The sequence below is a fragment of the Pannus brasiliensis CCIBt3594 genome, from assembly GCF_036688125.1.
GTDB lineage: Bacteria > Cyanobacteriota > Cyanobacteriia > Cyanobacteriales > Microcystaceae > Pannus > Pannus brasiliensis.
Window position 1 is genome coordinate 16519 of sequence record NZ_JBAFSM010000019.1, and the last position, 19064, is coordinate 35582.

The 19064-nt window shown below is 52.9% G+C and carries 13 protein-coding genes; 5 read left to right on the top strand and 8 right to left on the bottom strand.

From position 1 onward, the window contains the following. Positions 1–168 precede the first annotated feature (168 nt). Both V0288_RS11390 and V0288_RS11395 read right to left on the bottom strand, forming a co-directional pair. Complete coding sequence (locus tag V0288_RS11390; RefSeq protein WP_332865218.1) at positions 169–2298, bottom strand: CHASE2 domain-containing protein; 2130 nt, start codon at positions 2296–2298, stop codon at positions 169–171. 146 nt (positions 2299–2444) lie between these two features. Further along, the gene (locus tag V0288_RS11395; protein ID WP_332865219.1) at positions 2445–3161 is read right to left on the bottom strand and encodes a DUF928 domain-containing protein; all 717 of its coding nucleotides are present in this window, start codon (positions 3159–3161) and stop codon (positions 2445–2447) included. 257 nt (positions 3162–3418) lie between these two features. Between V0288_RS11395 and V0288_RS11400 the strand changes: the two genes are divergently transcribed. After that, positions 3419–5746, top strand: a complete 2328-nt coding sequence (locus V0288_RS11400) for a CHAT domain-containing protein (protein WP_332865220.1) — start codon at positions 3419–3421, stop codon at positions 5744–5746. A 314-nt stretch (positions 5747–6060) separates the two neighbouring features. Here the strand turns inward: V0288_RS11400 and V0288_RS11405 are convergent, their stop codons facing one another. The 4 genes from V0288_RS11405 to V0288_RS11420 form a co-directional block, all read right to left on the bottom strand. Further along, positions 6061–6315 (bottom strand): hypothetical protein, encoded by a 255-nt coding sequence (locus V0288_RS11405; RefSeq protein WP_332865221.1) that lies wholly within the window; start codon positions 6313–6315, stop codon positions 6061–6063. 8 nt (positions 6316–6323) lie between these two features. Then, positions 6324–6533 carry a hypothetical protein gene (locus V0288_RS11410; protein WP_332865222.1) on the bottom strand — a complete coding sequence of 70 codons (210 nt, stop codon included), beginning with the start codon at positions 6531–6533 and terminating at the stop codon, positions 6324–6326. A gap of 19 nt (positions 6534–6552) precedes the next feature. Next, the gene (locus tag V0288_RS11415) at positions 6553–6876 is read right to left on the bottom strand and encodes a transposase family protein (RefSeq protein WP_332865223.1); all 324 of its coding nucleotides are present in this window, start codon (positions 6874–6876) and stop codon (positions 6553–6555) included. Between the two features lie 136 nt (positions 6877–7012). Further along, positions 7013–8341 (bottom strand): cytochrome P450, encoded by a 1329-nt coding sequence (locus V0288_RS11420; protein WP_332865224.1) that lies wholly within the window; start codon positions 8339–8341, stop codon positions 7013–7015. Between the two features lie 116 nt (positions 8342–8457). Here V0288_RS11420 and V0288_RS11425 point away from each other — a divergent pair, with 116 nt between their 5' ends. Beyond that, positions 8458–11004: a two-partner secretion domain-containing protein gene (locus tag V0288_RS11425; RefSeq protein ID WP_332865225.1), complete on the top strand. Its 2547-nt coding sequence runs from the start codon at positions 8458–8460 to the stop codon at positions 11002–11004. Here the strand turns inward: V0288_RS11425 and V0288_RS11430 are convergent. Both V0288_RS11430 and V0288_RS11435 read right to left on the bottom strand, forming a co-directional pair. After that, on the bottom strand, positions 11001–12674 hold the full coding sequence (locus V0288_RS11430) for a ShlB/FhaC/HecB family hemolysin secretion/activation protein (RefSeq protein ID WP_332865226.1): 1674 nt from the start codon (positions 12672–12674) through the stop codon (positions 11001–11003). The genes V0288_RS11425 and V0288_RS11430 overlap by 4 nt on opposite strands. Positions 12675–12677: 3 nt before the next feature. Further along, the gene (locus V0288_RS11435) at positions 12678–12935 is read right to left on the bottom strand and encodes a hypothetical protein (RefSeq protein ID WP_332865227.1); all 258 of its coding nucleotides are present in this window, start codon (positions 12933–12935) and stop codon (positions 12678–12680) included. A gap of 175 nt (positions 12936–13110) precedes the next feature. Between V0288_RS11435 and V0288_RS11440 the strand changes: the two genes are divergently transcribed. From V0288_RS11440 to V0288_RS11450, 3 genes are all read left to right on the top strand, one after another. Beyond that, positions 13111–13902: a DUF6788 family protein gene (locus V0288_RS11440; protein ID WP_332865228.1), complete on the top strand. Its 792-nt coding sequence runs from the start codon at positions 13111–13113 to the stop codon at positions 13900–13902. A 203-nt stretch (positions 13903–14105) separates the two neighbouring features. Next, positions 14106–14570 (top strand): hypothetical protein, encoded by a 465-nt coding sequence (locus tag V0288_RS11445; protein WP_332865229.1) that lies wholly within the window; start codon positions 14106–14108, stop codon positions 14568–14570. A gap of 452 nt (positions 14571–15022) precedes the next feature. Next, on the top strand, positions 15023–19024 hold the full coding sequence (locus V0288_RS11450; RefSeq protein ID WP_332865230.1) for a plasmid replication protein, CyRepA1 family: 4002 nt from the start codon (positions 15023–15025) through the stop codon (positions 19022–19024). The last annotated feature ends 40 nt before the right edge of the window (positions 19025–19064 follow it).

Here is a 19064-nt window from a genome sequence, read left to right on the forward strand (position 1 = left end):
CTCTTATTTCGTTTTTACGATTAACTAAAAGGTTTTTGTTCTTGCAGTTTGTTTCTGGTTTTCCAGGGTCATGGCTGGCTTTCTCCTTCGATAGAGCCATATTTTATTCGATTTTTTCGACCCATCTCTAGCATATTCTTCTTTAAAACCGACTTGCTCCCAGATCCGCTATTTTTTCGGTAACTCGATCGAGAAAGTAGTATAGTTCGATCGCCCGTCCACTAATTGCAGTTTTCCCCCGTCTTTCCCCACAATAATATCGCGGGCGATCGAGAGTCCTAAACCGCTTCCTTTTCCCGGTGGTTTTGTCGTGACGAAAGGCTGAAAAATCTTCTCCCGTAATCCCGGATCGATCCCGATACCATTATCGGCGATCTGTATCTCGATAAAATCTCCCCGATCGCGCGTGGCGATAATGATCGTGGGTTCATAATCGACAATTTCCGTGCGAGATCGTTGATAGATCGCGTCGTAGGCATTATCGATCAGATTCACAAAAACCTGAGTGATCTCCGGGACGATAACCGCGATCGGTTCGAGAGATCGATCGTAATCCGTCTCTAACTTGACCCCGATACGCGAATCGGAAACTTTTTTAGTATAGAAAACTAACCGAGCCGCCGTATCTAATAAAGAATGTATATCGGTCAGTTCTGGCTCTATCTCTCGAAACTTCACCCGCGGGGACAGAGCTTGAATCAATAGAGTAATTCTTCGAGTTTGATTTTTGATGGTTTCGATATTCTCGTGAACTAAAGATAATTCTTCTCGGATCTCGTCAGAATAGTTCTCCGGTAGAAAATCCTGACAATCCTCGATTCGCTCTCGAACTTCCCGTTCCGCTTCCAAAGATAGATCGGCGAAATTATCGATTAAATTCACGGGATTTCTAATCTCGTGATTAATACCAGCGCTTAACATCCCTAAATAAGCGAGTTTTTCTTGAGCGATGATCTGCTGTTGGGTTGCGGTTAATTCTTCTAACGTTTTTTCCAATCGCTCATTTTTTAAATACAGTTCTTCCGTCCTTTCCTGTACCGTTTTCTCCAAAATATCCTTCGCTTTCCTAAGCCGATCAATATACAGGGCGATAGTGATCCCCGCGCTCCCTGCCAGAACCCCGGCGAGTGCCGGCACTAGAGGAACCCACCAAGAACCGAGGAAAAGCAAATAGGAACCGCCGATTAAACCGATCGACATCAGGGAAGTTCCGAGCAGAATTCTCGATAGTAAACCGATCGAGTTCCGGGTCGATCGCCCTCTCCATCCCCACGAGGCGGCAAGCGCTATCCAGGCCCAGATCCACAAATACTCTACCGGTTCCGTCCAAGTTTGTAAGAGCGGTCTCTTATCTAAAGCCGTGGCGAGAATCTGACTCGCTAGATTCGCATGGATCTCGACCCCGTAGACTAGAAGCGCGTTAGTATTAAATCCTTTGCTATAGGGGGTAAAAAAATAATCTTTCAAACTCACCGCACGAGAACCGATGAGAACGATTTTATCGTGGAAAAAATTGGCGGGAATCCGTCCCTCCAACACATCGGCGAAGGAAACCGTCGGAAAAGTCCCCGCCGAACCTCGAAAGTTGAGGAGAATTTGATACTCTGCCGTACCGATGCCGACGTACCCTCCCGCGTTTCGATCGAGGGGATAAAAAACCGTGTTCCGTAGTTGCATCCAACCACCATCTTGGGAAGCGATCGGTCGAATGCCTTCTTTTTCCAAATACGCGAGCGCGAGGGCCAGACCGAAGCTCGGGAGAGCGGGATTATCCTTCGTTCTCGGAAACAAAATGGCGCGCCGGAGAACCCCGTCACCATCCAAGAGCGCGTCACTCGCGCCGATCCGTCCCTCTCCCGCTAGAACCGGAGGGGGAGCGATCGCCCCGTACACCCCATCCCCGTTCACTTTTTGAATCCCGATCAAATTCGGTGTTTTTTGAAAAACTCGAACTGATTCATCATTTCCGGGAGGAACGGGAAGATCCCGGTGAAGATCCAAGCCGATCGCCCGAGGTTTTCCTGCATGGATGCGAGTAATCAGTCGGGCGAGCAGTCGATCGCTGACCGGCCACTGTCGGTATTTCTGGATATCGCTTTCCTCCAAACCGACGATGACGATGCGAGAGTCGGGAGATTCGCGGGGACGGAGTTGGAGAAAAAGATCGTACCCCGTCCACTCGGCCGGCTGAAACCAACCCATCAGTCGGAGCGCGGTGATCAGTAAGCCCACGCTTGGAACCACGACCCACACGCCCCACCATTCCCGCATTATTCCGCGTCGCGCTCGATCGACCATAGTTCTACCGGATTTCAAAAAACAGGACGGACTTGCCAGGAATGGGGGAAAGGTTAAAGGGTAAAGGGTAAAGGTGGCTGGCTCGGGCTTTCCCCCTTTCCCCTTTCCCCCGACCATATCCTCGCTAGAACGACAGAACATCGAGATTAGTGTCGGTTGGCGAAGTCCTCGTCTTGCAGAATTCTATTTAAACCGATCTGCTGTAACAGTTGCCGGAAGTAATCGGTTTCCCCGGAACGCTCGCGAGCGGGTACATCCGATCGATAGCTCAGGGCGAGCGCGTCGTACCAGATCCCCGCGAGAGCGTACATTTCAGCTTTCCCGAGGCGATCGGATTCGGCATCGAGTTCCCGTTTCAACTCGGAAGACACGGGAACTCTCTCGATCGCCGCGCGAGCGTAGGTGTTGGCGGAGGGGCGTTTGTCGTTGCACGAGAGGGCGATCGTCCAATAATACTCCTTGCCCTCCTCCAATCCTTTACTATTCGCGGGTAAATTGAGGGAAACGATACCCGCCCGAGCGAGGGTAAATTTTTTCTGAAAGATCGGCTCGGCGACACCGGGTTCTACCAAAGTGAAAATCAAAGGTCGAGGGAAAATGGCATCGAGATGAAACAGAAAAGTGGGATGGCTCAAAGTAGTGGTCGGGACGTGATCGATCGGGACGAGAGGGGTTACGGAGACGTTTCGGATTCCGTCACATCCTCTCGACCCACCCGACACCGTACTCTGGCGACGCTCGTCTCTCGGTGGCGGCGGAACGTATTTCGGCAGAGTTTTCGCTCCCGTGAATGTCCCCCCCGCTAACCCGATGAGTAAGGCGAGCGCTAAAGAGGAGAAAGAAAACACGACTTTTCGATTCATTGGTAATTCGATCGAGAAGGTTGGAAACGGTCAAAAAAATCCTCGAATTGTTTTTGCTATTTTATAGAATTATCGAAGAAAGTCAAGTCTTTTAAAACCTATCTATTGGGCAATCATATATTTTAAACCCTGTAGCTATTTTACAGTTTGTAGTAGGCATGACTCATTTAAAAAAAAGCCGATTCAGAAAGAAAATTATTGCTCGTATATTATCTGTCTATTTATGCCTTATTTTTATCGCTGTAGGGGCGTTCGGGGTGCGGGGTCAAGAAAAAGTAGATCCCTATCAGCAAGCTCTAAATTATTACTCGACGGGAGAATATCGAGCGGTGATCTCCCTATTTGAAAATTTACTTTCTACCTCCGCGGGACTGGAAAAAGCCGAGATTCATTGCTATCTAGCCGCTTCTTACCGAGAGATAGGAGAGTTGAGTCGCGCGATACACGAGTGGAATAGTGCGTTATCGATCTATCGGAAAACGGGAGACAAAAATTTACAACCCCGACTCGCCGCTCTTCTTGTAGATCTCGGACAAACTTACAATTCCTCCGGACAGTTTCGCCAAGCGATTCCTTTACTAGAAGAGGCGATCGAGTTAGCTCGAAAGCGCGGAAATAAAGAGATCGAGGCCATCGCCCTCGATGTACTGGGAACGAGTTATTCCCGAGCGGGCGAACTCGATCGAGCGATCGAATCCTATCGGAAGAGTTTGGCTATAGAACGCGGGTTAAATCGTCCCGACTCGATCGCTACCCTTCTTAACAACCTCGTCAGCGCGTTGCAAAACCGGGAGGCGAGGTATCTCGATCGAGCGCGGGCCGCCGATCTAGAGGGAAATGACAGAGAGACCGATAGATTCAAGAATTTAGCCGAAAAAGACCGCTCGGAGGCGTTAACGACCGCGAAAGAGGCACTAGAAGCGAGCCGCCCCTTGAAAAATCTATCGACCGTGCGGGCGATGCTGAATTGGATGAAACTGTTTCCGAACGAGGATTATCGTTCCGCCGCCCTCGCCCTTCTCGATCGATTGCCCGATTCCCGCCGAAAGGCTTACGACTTAATCGATTTAGCCGAAGGAATGGAGGGAGAGAAAGCCATACCTCTTCTCGAACGGGCGATCGCCGTCGCGCGAAATCTAAATGACCCGCGTACCGAATCTTTCGCCCTGGGCGCGTTAGGAAACGTGTACGAACGGGAGAAACGATACGACCTCGCTTTAGATTTTACCGAGCGGGCGCGATCGGCCGCCGGGGAGACTCTAGCGCGGGATAGTCTGTATCGCTGGCAGTGGCAGGCGGGACGGATTCATCGGGCGAGGGGACGGATACCGGAGGCGAAAGCGGCTTATCGACAGGCGATCGCCAGTTTGGAGAGTATTCGCGGGGATATCGCCATCGCGGGTCAGAATTATCAATTAGACTTTCGCGACGAGGTGGAACCCGTTTATCGGGGGTTATTGGAATTGTTACTCGATCGAGGTTCTGCGATCGAGATCGAGGAAGCGATCCGCGTGTTCGAGGGCTTACAACTATCCCAATTACAGAACTTTTTCGGCGATGATTGCGTGGAGATTCGCGAAGCAACACGACAACCGAAAGAGGTATTATCCCGAACAAAAACGGCGGTCATCCATTCGATTATTCTAAAAGAAAAAACTTATTTTATCCTGCGATTACCGGACGGTAAAATCCGAAGTTATCCGATCGCCGTTTCCCGCGAGCGACTCCAACAAAACCTACTCGACTGGCGGTTAAAATTAGAGGATATTTCTAATTATCAATATTTACCCCTATCTCGAAAGCTTTACGATCTCTTGATTCTTCCTTTAGAAGCCGAGCTAGATGCGGCGAAACCGGATACGGTCTTGTTTATCAATGATGGTCTGTTACGGAACGTGCCGATGGCGGCTTTTTACGATGGGCGAAAGTTTCTGATCGAGAAATATCCCGTTGCCCTATCTCTAGGCTTGAATTTTTTATCCGAAGTTCGTCCATCGCGAAATTTGCGCCCGTTAACCTTCGGACTGACGATAGCGATCCCTCCCTTTAATTCGCTACCGAACGTCGAGAGAGAAACCCGATCGCTACAGAAACTTTTAGGAGGGAGTCGGTTTATCGATCGAGACTTTACCCGCGAGAATATAGAGCGACAACTCCCGAAAAAAGATCACTCGATCGTCCATCTGGCAACTCACGGACAATTCGGAGGAAGTCTCGACAGCACCTTTTTACAGACTTTCGACGGGCGGCTATCGCTAGAAAAATTAGAAAATATCCTCGGAATTAGCGGGAAGAAAATCGAATTGCTTACTCTCAGTGCCTGTCAGACCGCGGCGGGAAACGATCGAGCGACTTTAGGATTAGCCGGTGTGGCCCTTCGATCGGGAGTGAAAAGTACATTAGGAACGCTCTGGTCGGTCAATGACGCGATAACGGTCGATCTGATGGAGGATTTCTATCGATATTTGAAAGAGGGAACAACCAAGGCGGAAGCTTTACGAAAAGCCCAATTAAATCAGATCGCTCGATCGGGTAGCCACGCCTCGATGTGGTCGGGTTTCGTCCTGCTCGGTAATTGGTTGTAAACCGATTTTCAAAAATAAGAGAGACTTGTTTGTAATCAGGGCTATTTCATTCTAAAAAGTGCCAAAAGGTGCTTGAGTCCATAACCACAGAATCGTTTCGCCCGCGCCATATTCGTAAAACCGGCCTCCCGGTAAAGATTAATGGCTAAATCTCTAGTAATCGCCCATAAAATTGGTAGAACTCTTGTTCTAGTTCGAGAACGATCTTCCCAAAAAGTCACATCTCGAACATAATGAACGCCATTCTCTACTTTCCAGTAATCCCGGATTCTTCGGGCGAAATCCTCGGCCGATTCTTCTAGGTCGGAAATATACTAAACTGTCTCGAACTCCACCCAGTTTCGGAGAGTTCGGGTTCTCTCTACCAAGATAATTGTCTTGGCCTCCGGCCAATCGGGAAATCGTTCTGTCTGGAAACCGCAAATGCTCACCGTCCGTTTTTCTCTTCGTCCGTGTCCCTTGTTGACCGCGGTAAATGTCTCGACCGGGACGAAACTTGGCCCGATTCCCTCGTAAAGTGTCGGTTGATTAGCTTTGACCGCCGCTAGATAATGATTTCCCGTTCCCACGATCGTGGTCAGCGTTTTTTTTGCGTGTTCATCGCGTCAAAAGCGAAGACCACTCCTCGAAGGGCTAGATCTTTAATCAGTTCGGGTAAAACCGTGATCTCGTTACTATTGGGTACTACCGCGCGGGGCGGTAAAATGATTCCCCTTTCCACCACAGATGCCGTTACCAGAATAATCGCCGGGTGCGGTGCGCTGGTCGGGTTATTATCTTGTACCATATAAGAACCTCTTAGAGTCTTACCGTCTAGGCTGACCGTCTCTCCTGACCCTGGCTTGACCCCGAAAAATTCGGACCCCTCTTGCGGCGTAATCCCGATAATCGATACCGAGTAGTACCCGTCGAATCGAACTATACGAGGGTAGCCTTTTGACCCCGAACTGTTCGGTGAGTTCGGGTCGATGTTCTTGCAACCAGTCCCCGATGGCCTGAAATCCTTGATTTCCCGCCGCTACGGCCAGGGTAAATAACGCTAGACACAAGGAAACGGAATGTCTTCTTCCTTGGGCGCGTCGGAGATCGGGCAGACCCTCGAAGGCTTGCAAGATAGCTATTTCAGACATAGGTTCGATTGGCTTCTCAGTTTATCCTACCTAGTTTACCGGACAGAATGAAATAGCCCTGGTTTGTAATGGGGAAAGGGGAAAGGGGAAAGGTCATCGAATAATAATTTTCCCGCGTCCCCGATCGTATTCTGACTCACGTTTCTTCGAGCCGTAAACGCATTTTCCGCTCGATCGAATTCGTTGGAAAAACCGTCTCGCCCCGCGGGAGATCGGCTGTAACCCGCCAACGGTAACGGCGCGAGAGAACCGTCAAAATTACTTTAATTTCCATCCTCGCTAATTCGTGGCCGAGACAGTGATGGACTCCGCCACCGAAACCGATGAGAGCGAAAGGATGTTGTTTATCTTCCTCCCGAGGTGGGGCGAAGCGATCGGGATCGAAACGATGCGGATCGGTATAAAGTTCGCTCGAACGGTGTGTTAATAAGGGGGAAAGAACGACGTACCATCCCGCGGGAATCCGATAGCCACCGTACTCCACCTCTCGGATAACACCGCGAGGAATGCTGTAAACGGGCGGATATAAACGTTCGACTTCTTTCAGGAGGCGATCGAGCCGTGTTAATCCCCGGATAGCCTCAAAGGAGATTTTTTCCTCCCCGGCAACTCGCGCCCCTTCTTCACCGATTTTCTCTCTCCACTCCAGGCGATCGCTTAACTCGAATAAAGACCAGCATAACAGTTTAGCCGTCGTTTCATGAGCGCCGAATAGTAATTGTAAGGCTTGAACGATTATCTCGTTATCGTCGAGTCGATCGCCCGATTCATCCGTCGCGCTCAGTAACGTTCCCAGCACATCCGAACCGGTATCGCTATCCGGATTTTTTCTACGTTCCTCGATAACAGAGCGTAAAAATCTCTCGATATTATTCCGGGCTTTTACCGCACGGCCGAATTGGGTGAACGGGACATTCCAGCGAACGACCGTCCGAATCCCCGCTATCAATTCCGAGAAATACCGAGCGAGTTCGATCACTTTTCCCTCGGAAGATACTCCCAATAACAAACGACAAGCGATCTGTAAAGTTAACGAGCGGGATTCATCGGCTAGAAAAACCGGACTTCTCGTTTTCCAATTGTCAATACATTTTTCGGCGGAAGTTTGAATAATCTCTAGATAATTCGGCAATATCTTCTCGTGAAAGGAAGGATACATAAGCTTTCGACTTCTCCGGTGCCGCTCGCCGTCCTGTAAGAGAATCCCCTCACCTAACAGGGGTTCTAATAATGACCACCCTATTTTCGAGGAAAAGTTACCCGCCCCGTCCTTGAGAACGAATTGATTGGCGGAACACCCGACTAGGCAGACGATATCTTTCCCGAGTATTCGGGTCTTAAAAATATTGCCGAAACGTTGAAAACGCTTCCAGTAGAAAAGCTCTTGAGCTTGGAAAAGTTCGAGAGCTTCCCCGACGAAAGGATAGCCGAGATTTCCCCCGATCGCTTCTGCTAATTGAATCATTTGATGCGGATCGATGATGAGTTTGCCACCTAAAGTTCGGCTGGAAAGCTAATTATCTATTCCCCGAACTTTGCTGTAGTATATCGGGAACAGTAACCATCTTTACCAAGTTTCGTATGTCATCTATCGCGAGAATTCTTTTCGGACTAAACATCGCGATCGGGAGTCTCACCCCGGCGATCGCTCAAGTGATCCCCGATGCCACGCTAAAAAACGAGAGTTCGATCGTTCGCCCCGATCGAGATATTCGCGGCATTCCGAGCGTTCTGATCGAGGGGGGCGCGCGACGGGGGGCGAATTTATTCCATAGTTTTCAAGAATTTAACATTAACGAGGGGAAAGGAGTTTATTTCGCCAATCCGAGCGGCGTTACCAACATTCTCAATCGGGTGACGGGAGGTAATCCCTCGCGAATTTTCGGCAGGCTAGGTGTGTCGGGAAACGCGAACCTGTTTTTTCTCAACCCGAACGGTATTCTTTTCGGCCCGAAAGCGAGTTTGGATCTCAATGGCTCTTTCCTCGCGACCACCGCTAGTTCTCTTCGTCTGGCGGATGGAACCATTTTCAGCGCTCGCGACCCCGATACCACTCCCGTCTTAACCGTTAGCGTCCCGATCGGTCTAGGATTCACGAATACTACGGGCGCGATTCGAGTCGAGGGAACGGGGCATAATATCATCAGCCCCGGCGATACCCGCCGCCCGAATATCCCGCTCGGAGGACAGTTTCCACCGGGATTAAGCGTCGCGCCCGATCGAACGCTCGCCCTGATCGGTGGAACGATCGAGCTAGACGGCGGTATCGTTAACGCCCCATCGGGACGGATCGAGATCGGTAGCGTCGGTTCCGGATTGGTCTCGATCGCTTCCACCACCCCGGAGAATTTCCGCATCGAATACGGGAAAATCAACGATTTTCGAGATATTACCCTCGCCCGACAATCTTTTCTGAACGCCAGTGGCGCGGGGGGAGGAAATATCTCCGTCTTCGGCAGAAATATCGGGGTAACGGATGCCTCGCTCCTCTTTATCGAGAATCGCGGCCCGCTTCCCTCGGGAACGATCGAGGTAAACGCCTCTAATAACCTAACTATCACGGGAACAACCGCATCGACCCCCCTTTTCGCTGGTTTCGTGCGGCCGACGCGAGGTATCGTCAGTCAGGCTCTCGATAGCGGCAAGGGAGCCGATGTTAATATTCGAGCCGAGAAATTAGTGGTCGAAGATTCGGGACGCATCTATCTTTCTACTTTCGGTTCCGGTGCCGGCGGAGATCTGAAGATCGTGACCGCCGATTCCGTTCAAATTCTCGGAATCTCTCCTGCCGATCCCACCTTTCCCCTCAGTGGTATCGTCGCTACCGCCACCGCCGGGTCTGGAAAAGCTGGCTCCGTGGAATTATCCGCCCGCGATCTAGTGGTACGGGAGGGGGGACTACTGAACTCTAGCGTTTTCGGTCGCGGGCCGGGTGGGGATATAACCATTCACGCGAGCGATTCGATCGAGGTTTCCGGTTTCAACCCCAACAGCCTGATCCCTAGCTTGATTTCCTCGATCTCGCAAGGTTCCGGACAGGGGGGCAATCTCACCATCACCACCACTCGTCTGAGCGTCCTGGATGGGGGTCGGGTCGATACCTCTACCCTCGCATCGGGTAACGCGGGAAATCTCCGGATTACCGCGGGCGAATCGGTTCGGGTTAGCGGGAGGGTTCCGGGTTCGATCACGCCGAGTCTAATTGTCTCGTCCGCTAACGAGATCGATCCGGTCATTCGGGCGGGTCTGAGGCTCACGGAATCGCCCACCGGCACATCGGGAAACGTCTGGCTCGATACCCGACGCCTGATCGTGTCCGACGGGGGTTCCCTGAGCGTGCGGAATGACGGCACGGGGGATGCCGGGACGCTCCAGATCTCGGCGCGCTCGATCGAATTAAATAATTCGGGCAGTATTACCGCCTCGACGCGATCCGGCAACGGGGGAGATCTCGCGCTGTCGGCCGATCGGATTCAACTCCGACGCGGTAGTGACATCACGGCCACGGCGGGAGGCGCGGGGAATGGCGGGAATATTTCTCTCCGGACGAACACGCTCATCCTTTTAGAAAACAGCGATATTTTGGCGGACGCTTTCGCGGGACGGGGCGGGAATATTCGGATTCTAGCCAGAGGGGTTTTCTCCTCGCCCGATAGCGCGATCTCGGCGAGTTCGCGATTGGGGATCGATGGAACCGTGGCCATCGCGACTCCCGAAACCGATATCGGGACGGCACCGGCCATCACTGAAGCGGTATTCGTTCCCGCGCAAGAGGCGCTCGCGGGAAGTTGTTTGCTCGATGGCGGACGACGGGGGGGAACTTTCACGTTCACCGGAACCGGCGGCGTACCGATCTCACCAGGAACGGCGATCGATGAACGGGACGCGTTGAGCGCCCCCCGCGTGGACGCGTCCCCATCGTCCTCCCGTCCCCCGGTTCCGTCCGATCGAACCGGATTGATCGTTTCCGTTCCCCCGTGGAGATCCGGCGATCCGATCGTTCCGGCCGGAAAGCTGATCCGTACTGCCGACGGGCGGACGTTGCTCGTGGCGGGAGTGACCTCGCAAAACGGGGCTTTACTAGACCTCCCGCTCTGTAAGCCCGAAAAGCCCGGAAACGAACGTTAAATTTTTCGTTCCCACCGGACGGAGAAGGAAAATCCCTCGCCCTGTAGAGAATGATCCGAACTCCCGTCCCGGATCAGGGGAATACCGTAATCCAATCGAACGGCGAGATTCTCGATCTCCCAGCGTAGCTCTAAACCCGTACTGGCTAAAGTATTCGGAGAGGCGATCGGGAGACGGTTATTCCAAACCGTACCGAGATCGACAAAGGGAGATAGCGCGACGCTCCCCCATCCCGCGTCATCGAGCAGGGTAAAACGGGTCTCGACGGAAGCTACGAGGCCGCTATCGCCGACCCGAAAACCTTTCGGATAGCCCCGGACGGTATCGATCCCGCCGATATCGAACTGCTCGATCGGTAACAACGCGTCCGGGGTGAGTTGGGTCGCGAGACGACCGATTACCATTACCCGGTCATCCAATTTCTCCCACCACTGGAATTGTCCTAGCCACGAAAAAAATGTCCCGTCAATCCCGATGTCGTTGGTTGTCGCGTCGAACAGGGGCAGGCCGACACTAAACTGCGAGTTGGCCAGTACAACCCGTCGCGAGGAACGCTCGATCCATTCCCCCGTCAATCGCAAGGCGGTCACTCTCGATCGCCCGTTGTCCGGCCCGGGGGTAAACGAGAAAGGGATCTTATCGAGCAGGAAGGTTCGACTTTCCCGCAAATCGAGCGAGAGAGATAGGGCGAGTTCCTCGGTCGGACGTTGGATCAGAGGCTGGCGGAAACCGAACGATAGGGTATTGGCGCGCGATCGAATGCCCACATCCCGCAAGAAATCCTCGATTACCTGACTCTCCCCGTTTTGATAGGCGACGCTTAATTTCCCGTCTCTCGCGTCGATCGGGAGCGTGTAGGCGATATCGAACCGGTCTAATCCTTCCGCGAGACCGTAATCCGCCGCCAGACGATCCCCGAAACCCAAAAGATTTCCGTGGGCGATTTCTAGGGTTCCCCGATACTCGCCGACGCTAGGATACTCGTAATTATCTACCTGAAGACCGGCGGAGAAATGGGGTGCTTCCTCGATCTGGACGTTTAAAACGCTAGAATCCGGGCTGGTTCCCCGCGATAATTCGGCATTTACCCGAGCGAATAAAGGATCTGATCGCAGTAATTGCAATTTTTCCTCCAACCGTTCGATATTAAGCGGAAAATTCCCCCCGGCCATCAACCGATCCCGTACATAGCCCTCGCGCAGATGGGTCAATCCCTCGATGTTGATAGCTTCTAATTTTCCCTCGATCACTTGAATTTTAAGGGTTCCCCCGGAAAGATCCTGCGGGGGAGGGTAAGCGTCGGAAGTCCGATAACCCCGCTCGTGATAGAAACTCGCGATCGCGCGGGTGATTTCCTCGATCGTATCGGACGAAATCTCTTTTCCGACGTAAGGAGAGATAATTCGGGCGATATCGTCTTCCGAGAGAAGCGTACTACCGAGTACCTCGACTTTTTTCAGCACCGGTGACGGGGAAACGGGAGATGCCTCAACTGGGGCGGTCGGGACGGAAACCCCCGATCGATCCGAAAACCTCTCCAGATAACCGCTCGCTCTCGCGAAAACCGGGTTAGCTTGACCATAAATCAAAAATACTACGGGAATCCAAAGCGATCGATAGGTTATCGCTAACTTTTCCCGAATCTCTCCGATATTTGAATGATAGCTCAACGTTTAATCGTCTTCCACTCTTAATAGGTCATCGATCGTTAGCTCGCTATTTCCGGTCAAGTCTCGAACCCAGTCCCGTAGTCTCAGTAAGGTCAGGTATTCACTACGGGCTAAAGTCCCGCTCCTCGCGGCCGATAGCGTGCGTCGATCCACTTTCGCCCCCCGGATCAACAGTTGCTCGTAGGCGGCATTCACCGATAGTTCGACCGGCCAAAATTTACCGATATCAACGTAAACGCGCACGATAGTCACTCTAAACATTACGTCGATCGATATTCGCGTATTTTACCACCTGTACGTTAAACGTTTAACGTAAATGTCCGGCGTTGTTATAATAACGTTACACTGATAAAATTTCGTCATCTACCGCGGGAGCGGTCATCAGTAGAATAAATAGGAAGTTAGTTTGTCCGTGGCACTTTCGCGGACCCGATTCATGCCCGTCAAATTATTATTCGTGGACGATGAATTAGATTTTGAACGAGCGATCCTACAGCGTTTCCGTCAAGAGATCCGATCGGGAGAGTACGAGATTATTTTCGTCCATAGCGGCGAGGAAGCTCTAGAGGCGATCGAGGCGGATCGGAATCATGAAATCGAGTTACTGATCACCGATCTGAAAATGCCCGCGGCCCGGCTCGATGGATTCGGCTTGATCGGGGCGTTACGAGACCGGGGGATCTCCCTGAAAACGTTGATCGTTTCCGCTTACGGGGACGTGGAAAACTATCAGAACGCGATCCGGGAAGACGTTCTCTTATTTTTAACGAAACCCATCAATATTCTCGAACTGAAACCGTTAATTGAAGAAGCTCTAAAACGACCGGAATCGATCGGGACAAGTTCCCGAAAAGTTCGGCTGAACACGCTCCAGAGGGTGATCAAGGAACTTCCTTCCGGGCAAAAAGGCAAGCTCATCGAAAACTTACTGGAATCTCTCGATCTCGAAGATCTAGAGCGACTCCGGGAAGAACTTCCCGATCGATTAAACGAGCGGATCGAGGCGGCTCGAAAACGTGAAGAGGAAAAACAGATACTGGTTTCCAAGATAAAGAATGGGGAGATCGATGTCAATACTCCTTTAGAAATATTAGATGGCGCGTACATCGAGGAAAAATATATTCCCAAAGACGGAAAGACTTTCGGACCGTATTACTATCTCCGCTGGTGGGAAGAGGGACGATTGAAAAACAAATATCTCGGTAAGAAAGATCCCCGCAAAAACTGAAGAGTACGTTTTTGGTACGGTAAAGTTTTATTAAAAAAACCGAGCGGGTCGCGCCCGTTCGTTCAAAAACGGAAAAATCGGGTACAATTCATCGTTAGGTGAAGGGTAAGGGATTTAGGAACCTAACCCAGAACCGACTCAATGACAGAATCCTCGATCGACACACCGGCGATCGCACTCAAAACATCCGCAGGACAATCATCATGGTAACAACAGTTAACGGAACGGCCCCCCGTAACGCCGACAAGGATTCCCGCTCTCTACCCGACGGCATGATTCCCGCTCTCCAGGAAACACTCGCGCCGGGTGTGGGGGACGCGTCACCGCTAGAGATGAGTATCCCCGACCCGGCCTGCATCGATGTCAAGCATATCGCGACCATTCCCCCACGAGAGTTAACCGCGCGGGAGTTTTGCCGGAGAATGTACGGACTGACCGGACTACCGGAGGCGACGATCTTGGAGGTCGAGATCGATCCCGACTATCGAAAACGCTGTATCGGACTCCTGAGCCGAGTATTGGATCTTCACAGTCAAACGATTCGGAATTGGGGCGCTACCCGATATTTCCCGAATATGCCACCGCATTATCGCCGCGTATTGGGATTGTATTGGGAGCGCGGGGAATTAATCGTGGAAAATCGGCGGCTACGTCGCTTTAACGCCTAACGGCGACTTAGAGCGAGTCGCGTTCGTAGGGATGACCGAAGCGCGACCAATAGGATGCCGCCGCTCGATCGAGCGAACAATCGCAAGAAAAACGAAGGGACTTCCCGAACAATTAAAATCTCGAATCCCCATACCTGACCCCTTGCTAGGAAGCGGTACGTCTTCATCGGTCTCCGAGAAGCCCTATCGCCTATCATTAAATGCAATTCCACACTAGCAAAATCCCGACGGCCTGTAAAAAGGCGTTTTCGCCCGTATAGTCAAGTTCCGGTGATAGAGAGTTAGGTTCGAGAAGTTCCTCCCCACCTCACAGGAGGAACAAATATGTTGTTAACGAGGGTCGATCTCGACCTTTCGGCAGGCTCGTCTTTCTTAAAAGACGGAGCGCTCGCCGTATCTATTACGTTTTCCGCGCCTACTTCTAGCACCCCGATCGAACTGGAGGTGGCGCGATGAGATGGAAAAGATTTTTCCGCGGAGATTGCCCGGTCTGCGAGGGCGCGCGGAAGGACTGCCGCCAGAACCCGAAAACGGGGCTTTATCACTGCCGCGACATCACCACCGAACCGCGAAACTTTCTCTTCCGCGGTTACGACAATCTCGGTTTCGGGATGTGGGCGGACAAAGCCAACGTGTCAGCGTGGACGGAAGAGAAACGACGGGAACGGGAAGAGGAACGAGAAAGACGGAGCGAACTGGAGCGGGTTAGACTCGATCGCCTTCTTCCCGATCGAGACCGCGATCAAACGATACGGGAGATTCTAGGACAATTAACCCTGAGTCCGTCGCACCGGGAGACGTTACGGAAACGGGGACTGAACGACGCGGAGATCGACGCGGGAATGTACCGAACGGTCGATCGATACCAACCGCTCCGATTCCGGGTCGATGACCGCCTCGCCGGGGTAATCCGCGGGGGTAAGAGTCTCTATATTCCCGCGCCCGGTATCCTCTGTCCGATCGCCAACGAGAAAGGCGAATTCGTCGCCTGGCAGATCCGGTTCAACGACCCCGGCGACCTGCCCCGATACCTCTGGGCTTCCGCGGAGAAGAATCGGGGAGAAAACGGGCCATCGGTTCACCTCAAGAACGGGGAACTGCCTTTATCCTTCCACGCGCCCGCCGGAGACCCCCACTCGGTTATCAAACGCCGGCTCAAGGATCTGAACGGGGACGGGACAAAAAAGGTCGTACCGATCGCCCTGACGGAAGGGATCGCCTTTAAACCGCACCTGACCGCTACCCGATTGGGAATCCACGCGATCGGCGCGTCCGGGGGACATCACGCCACCAGCCCGAAAACACTGGAGACGTATTTAAAGGCGATCGAGGCGAAATCCGCGGAAAACGTGGGCGAAAATGGAGAAAACGTTACCGTTCAACCGATCCTTTTCGCCGATGCCGGTTGCCTGAAAAATCCGAATATCCTCGCCACTTACGAGAACACTTTTCAGGTGCTTGAAGAACTCGGTCACGAGGTCAGGGTGGCGTGGTGGGGACAGGTAGAGAAGGAAGACGGCGACATCGACGAGATCGACAACGAGACCGTAAAGTCCATCCGTCTCCTCTCTCGCGTGGAATTCGACGCGTTGGTGAAAAAAACGGAGCGAGAGTTAGAGGTCGAGGCGGTACAGGAAAAATTACGCGGCCTACACCCCCACGAACCGATCGCCCGTTTCAACAGCCGTTATCTCCCCGACCTGACCGAACTGACCGACGCGCTACCGTCCGGGAATTTAATCGGGATCAAAGCCCCCAAGGGATGCGGTAAAAGCGTTCAGATCAAGAAAATTATCGAGAAGGCGCGGGAGAAGGGCCAGAAAGTGATCGCCCCGACCCCGCGCCGCGCTCTCGGACGGGAGCAAAGTCTCAAGTGGTCGATGGAGTGGAGCGGCGATCTAGAGATCGACGGGATCGATCGCCAAACCCTCCTCGAAAACTTGGAAACCCTCGGCATCTGTTGGGATAGCCTCTGGAAGTTGATGCGACGGGATTGGAGTAACACGCTGGTCGTTTTCGACGAGGTGGAAGCCTCTCTGAACCATCTTCTGACGAGCGTCACCTGCAAGGAGAAACGCGCCCTGCTCCTGAGAATGCTGGAGATCAAACTCCGCGAGTGCGTTTCGGGTGGGGGAAGTATTCTCTTCTCCGATGCCGACCTGAGCGCGCCATCGATCGATTATTTCAAAAAGCTCGTCCCGTCCGCGCGTGTCGATCTGATCGTCAACGATTACATCGGCGAGGAGACGAAATTTCAAATCACTTACCACACCGGCAAAAAAGACGTGACCATCGCCGAGTTAATGGCGACCCTCGCTACCCCCGTGCCGATCTGTCCGGGGAGTTCCATCACGCGGCAACCGCGGATCGCGATCGCCAGTGATTCTCGCGAGGCGGCGATCGCTCTAGAACGCTTGATTAAAGAGCGCTTCCCGACCCTGAAGATTCTACGGGTCGATAGCGGCACGACCGAGACCGAGGAAGTGAGCGCGTTTGTCGAGAACCCCAACGAGAAACTACTGGAAATCGCTCCCGACGTTCTCATCTACACGCCCTCGATGGGAGCGGGGGTATCGATCGATGTGGAATGGTTCGACGAGGTTTACGGTTTCTTCCACGGAGTTATTGAACCGAGCCAGTGCCGCCAGATGCTGAGTCGTATCCGGGTCAACGTCCCCCGTGTCGTCTGGTGTAACGCCCACGGTCAGCTAGACGGAAATCGCTCGTTCATCCCGGAAGAGATCAAATCCCGATTGTGGGGCTTCCATCACGAGAGTAGCATCCTCATCGACGTGGCCAAAGCGATGGCTGGAGAGGAGGCCGACGATCGCCGGCTCCGCGAGGTTTATGACGCGCTCTGGAACGAGAAAACGAAGTCCTGGGATAACCCCCACCTCGATCTCTACTGCTCGATCGTCGCCCGCAAGAACTACGGGCTGGCCAACCTCGCCCGCGAACTGCGCCGCCAGTTGATCGAGGAGGGTCATCGGATTCTCGACCGCGACGACCGCGACATCACCGACGACGGGGCGCGGGTAGCCGAGATCAAAAAACAGATTCCCTTGGAAGAAGCGGAAGCGATAGCGGCGGCGAGAGACATCCCCCTAGACTACGCCCTGAGCTTGAAGCAGAAGCCCGATCGAACGGAAGCCCAACAACACCAGATCACCAGAGCTTTATTAAAAGCGGAACTCCCCGGCGTAGAACTAACGAGCGAGTTCGTTTACAAGGTGGTGACGAAAGATCGGCGGCGCTGGCTCAACGCGGTCAAATTCTTCTGGTACTGCCAGAATCCGAATAAGACGAGGGTGATCGATCGACGGGAGTGGTTGAATCACCTACACCGGTTCATCGACGGGGCGGTACTCCTCGCCGACATCCGTACCTACTCGCTACAGGCGCGGGTGATTAAAAACTTACGGCTGTTCGAGTTGATCGACCTCGACGACCCCGATCGGGAGTACGCGAACGACGGCGAGGAAATGGCGAAGATCCTGAAGTACGCCTGCGAGTACCGACGCGATCTCTGGCTGGCCTTCGGGTTGAGGGTGACGGATAAAACCAAGCCCTGCCAGTTCGTCAATCATTTACTCGATCGCTTGAATCTTCATCTAATGCAATCGCGGCAGGTTAACGGGGGTCGTCGATTCTACCGACTCGATCGCCGTTTACTCGAAGACCCCGATCGATTGGCGGTGTTGAACTCGTTGAGTGGCAAGTGGGAGGAGGTCGGCACTCGCGCAACGACCGAAGATTCGCGGTTTGTGAACGAAGAGAGTTTCGAGGAAGATCTCGCGACGGAATCGGGCCCCGAAGACGCGGGGGTCGGTGAAGCCGAGGAAGCCGTTAGCCGAGCGCGTCCATCACAACGGAACCCGATCTGTATAAATAATGGCGCGCGTTGTGATGCTCCCGTTCGCTCCGCGCCGCTCCTCCACGGTACGAGTGAACTTGACCTGGCGATCGCCCAACATTCGGATACGGGGGAACTGTCCGGGGATGAATCTTCCGGAAACAACGGAAAAGAGAGCGAGAACCGAACGCTTCCATCACAACAGAGTCCAATCTATATAAATAATGGCTCCCGTTGTGATGCTCCCGCTCGTTATTCCGATTTCCCCGACAATACGCTCGAACCCTCTACAGATAACGGGAATCGTCTCTCGGAAACCTTCACGGGCATCGCTCCGAATCCGGTGATATCCTCGATCCCGATCGAGTCCTTCCCAAAAGAACATCGGGCGAATATTCTCATGCTCCTGCGATCGCTGACGGACGCGGTGGAGGATACCGCCGAGAGTCTTGAACAGGTTCTCGATGTCGCGGTCGGGTGGTTCCAGGAGTTGCCAACCCCGCGGGAATGGGTGAGCGCGGCCTTATCGGAACGGGTCAAGCGGGAGATCGCGCTACAGTTCCCCGATTATCTCGAATTGATCGTCGGCGAGGCTTTCTGACGCGGGGATTCGGGGGGTGCTCGATCTCTGTATCCCCGAT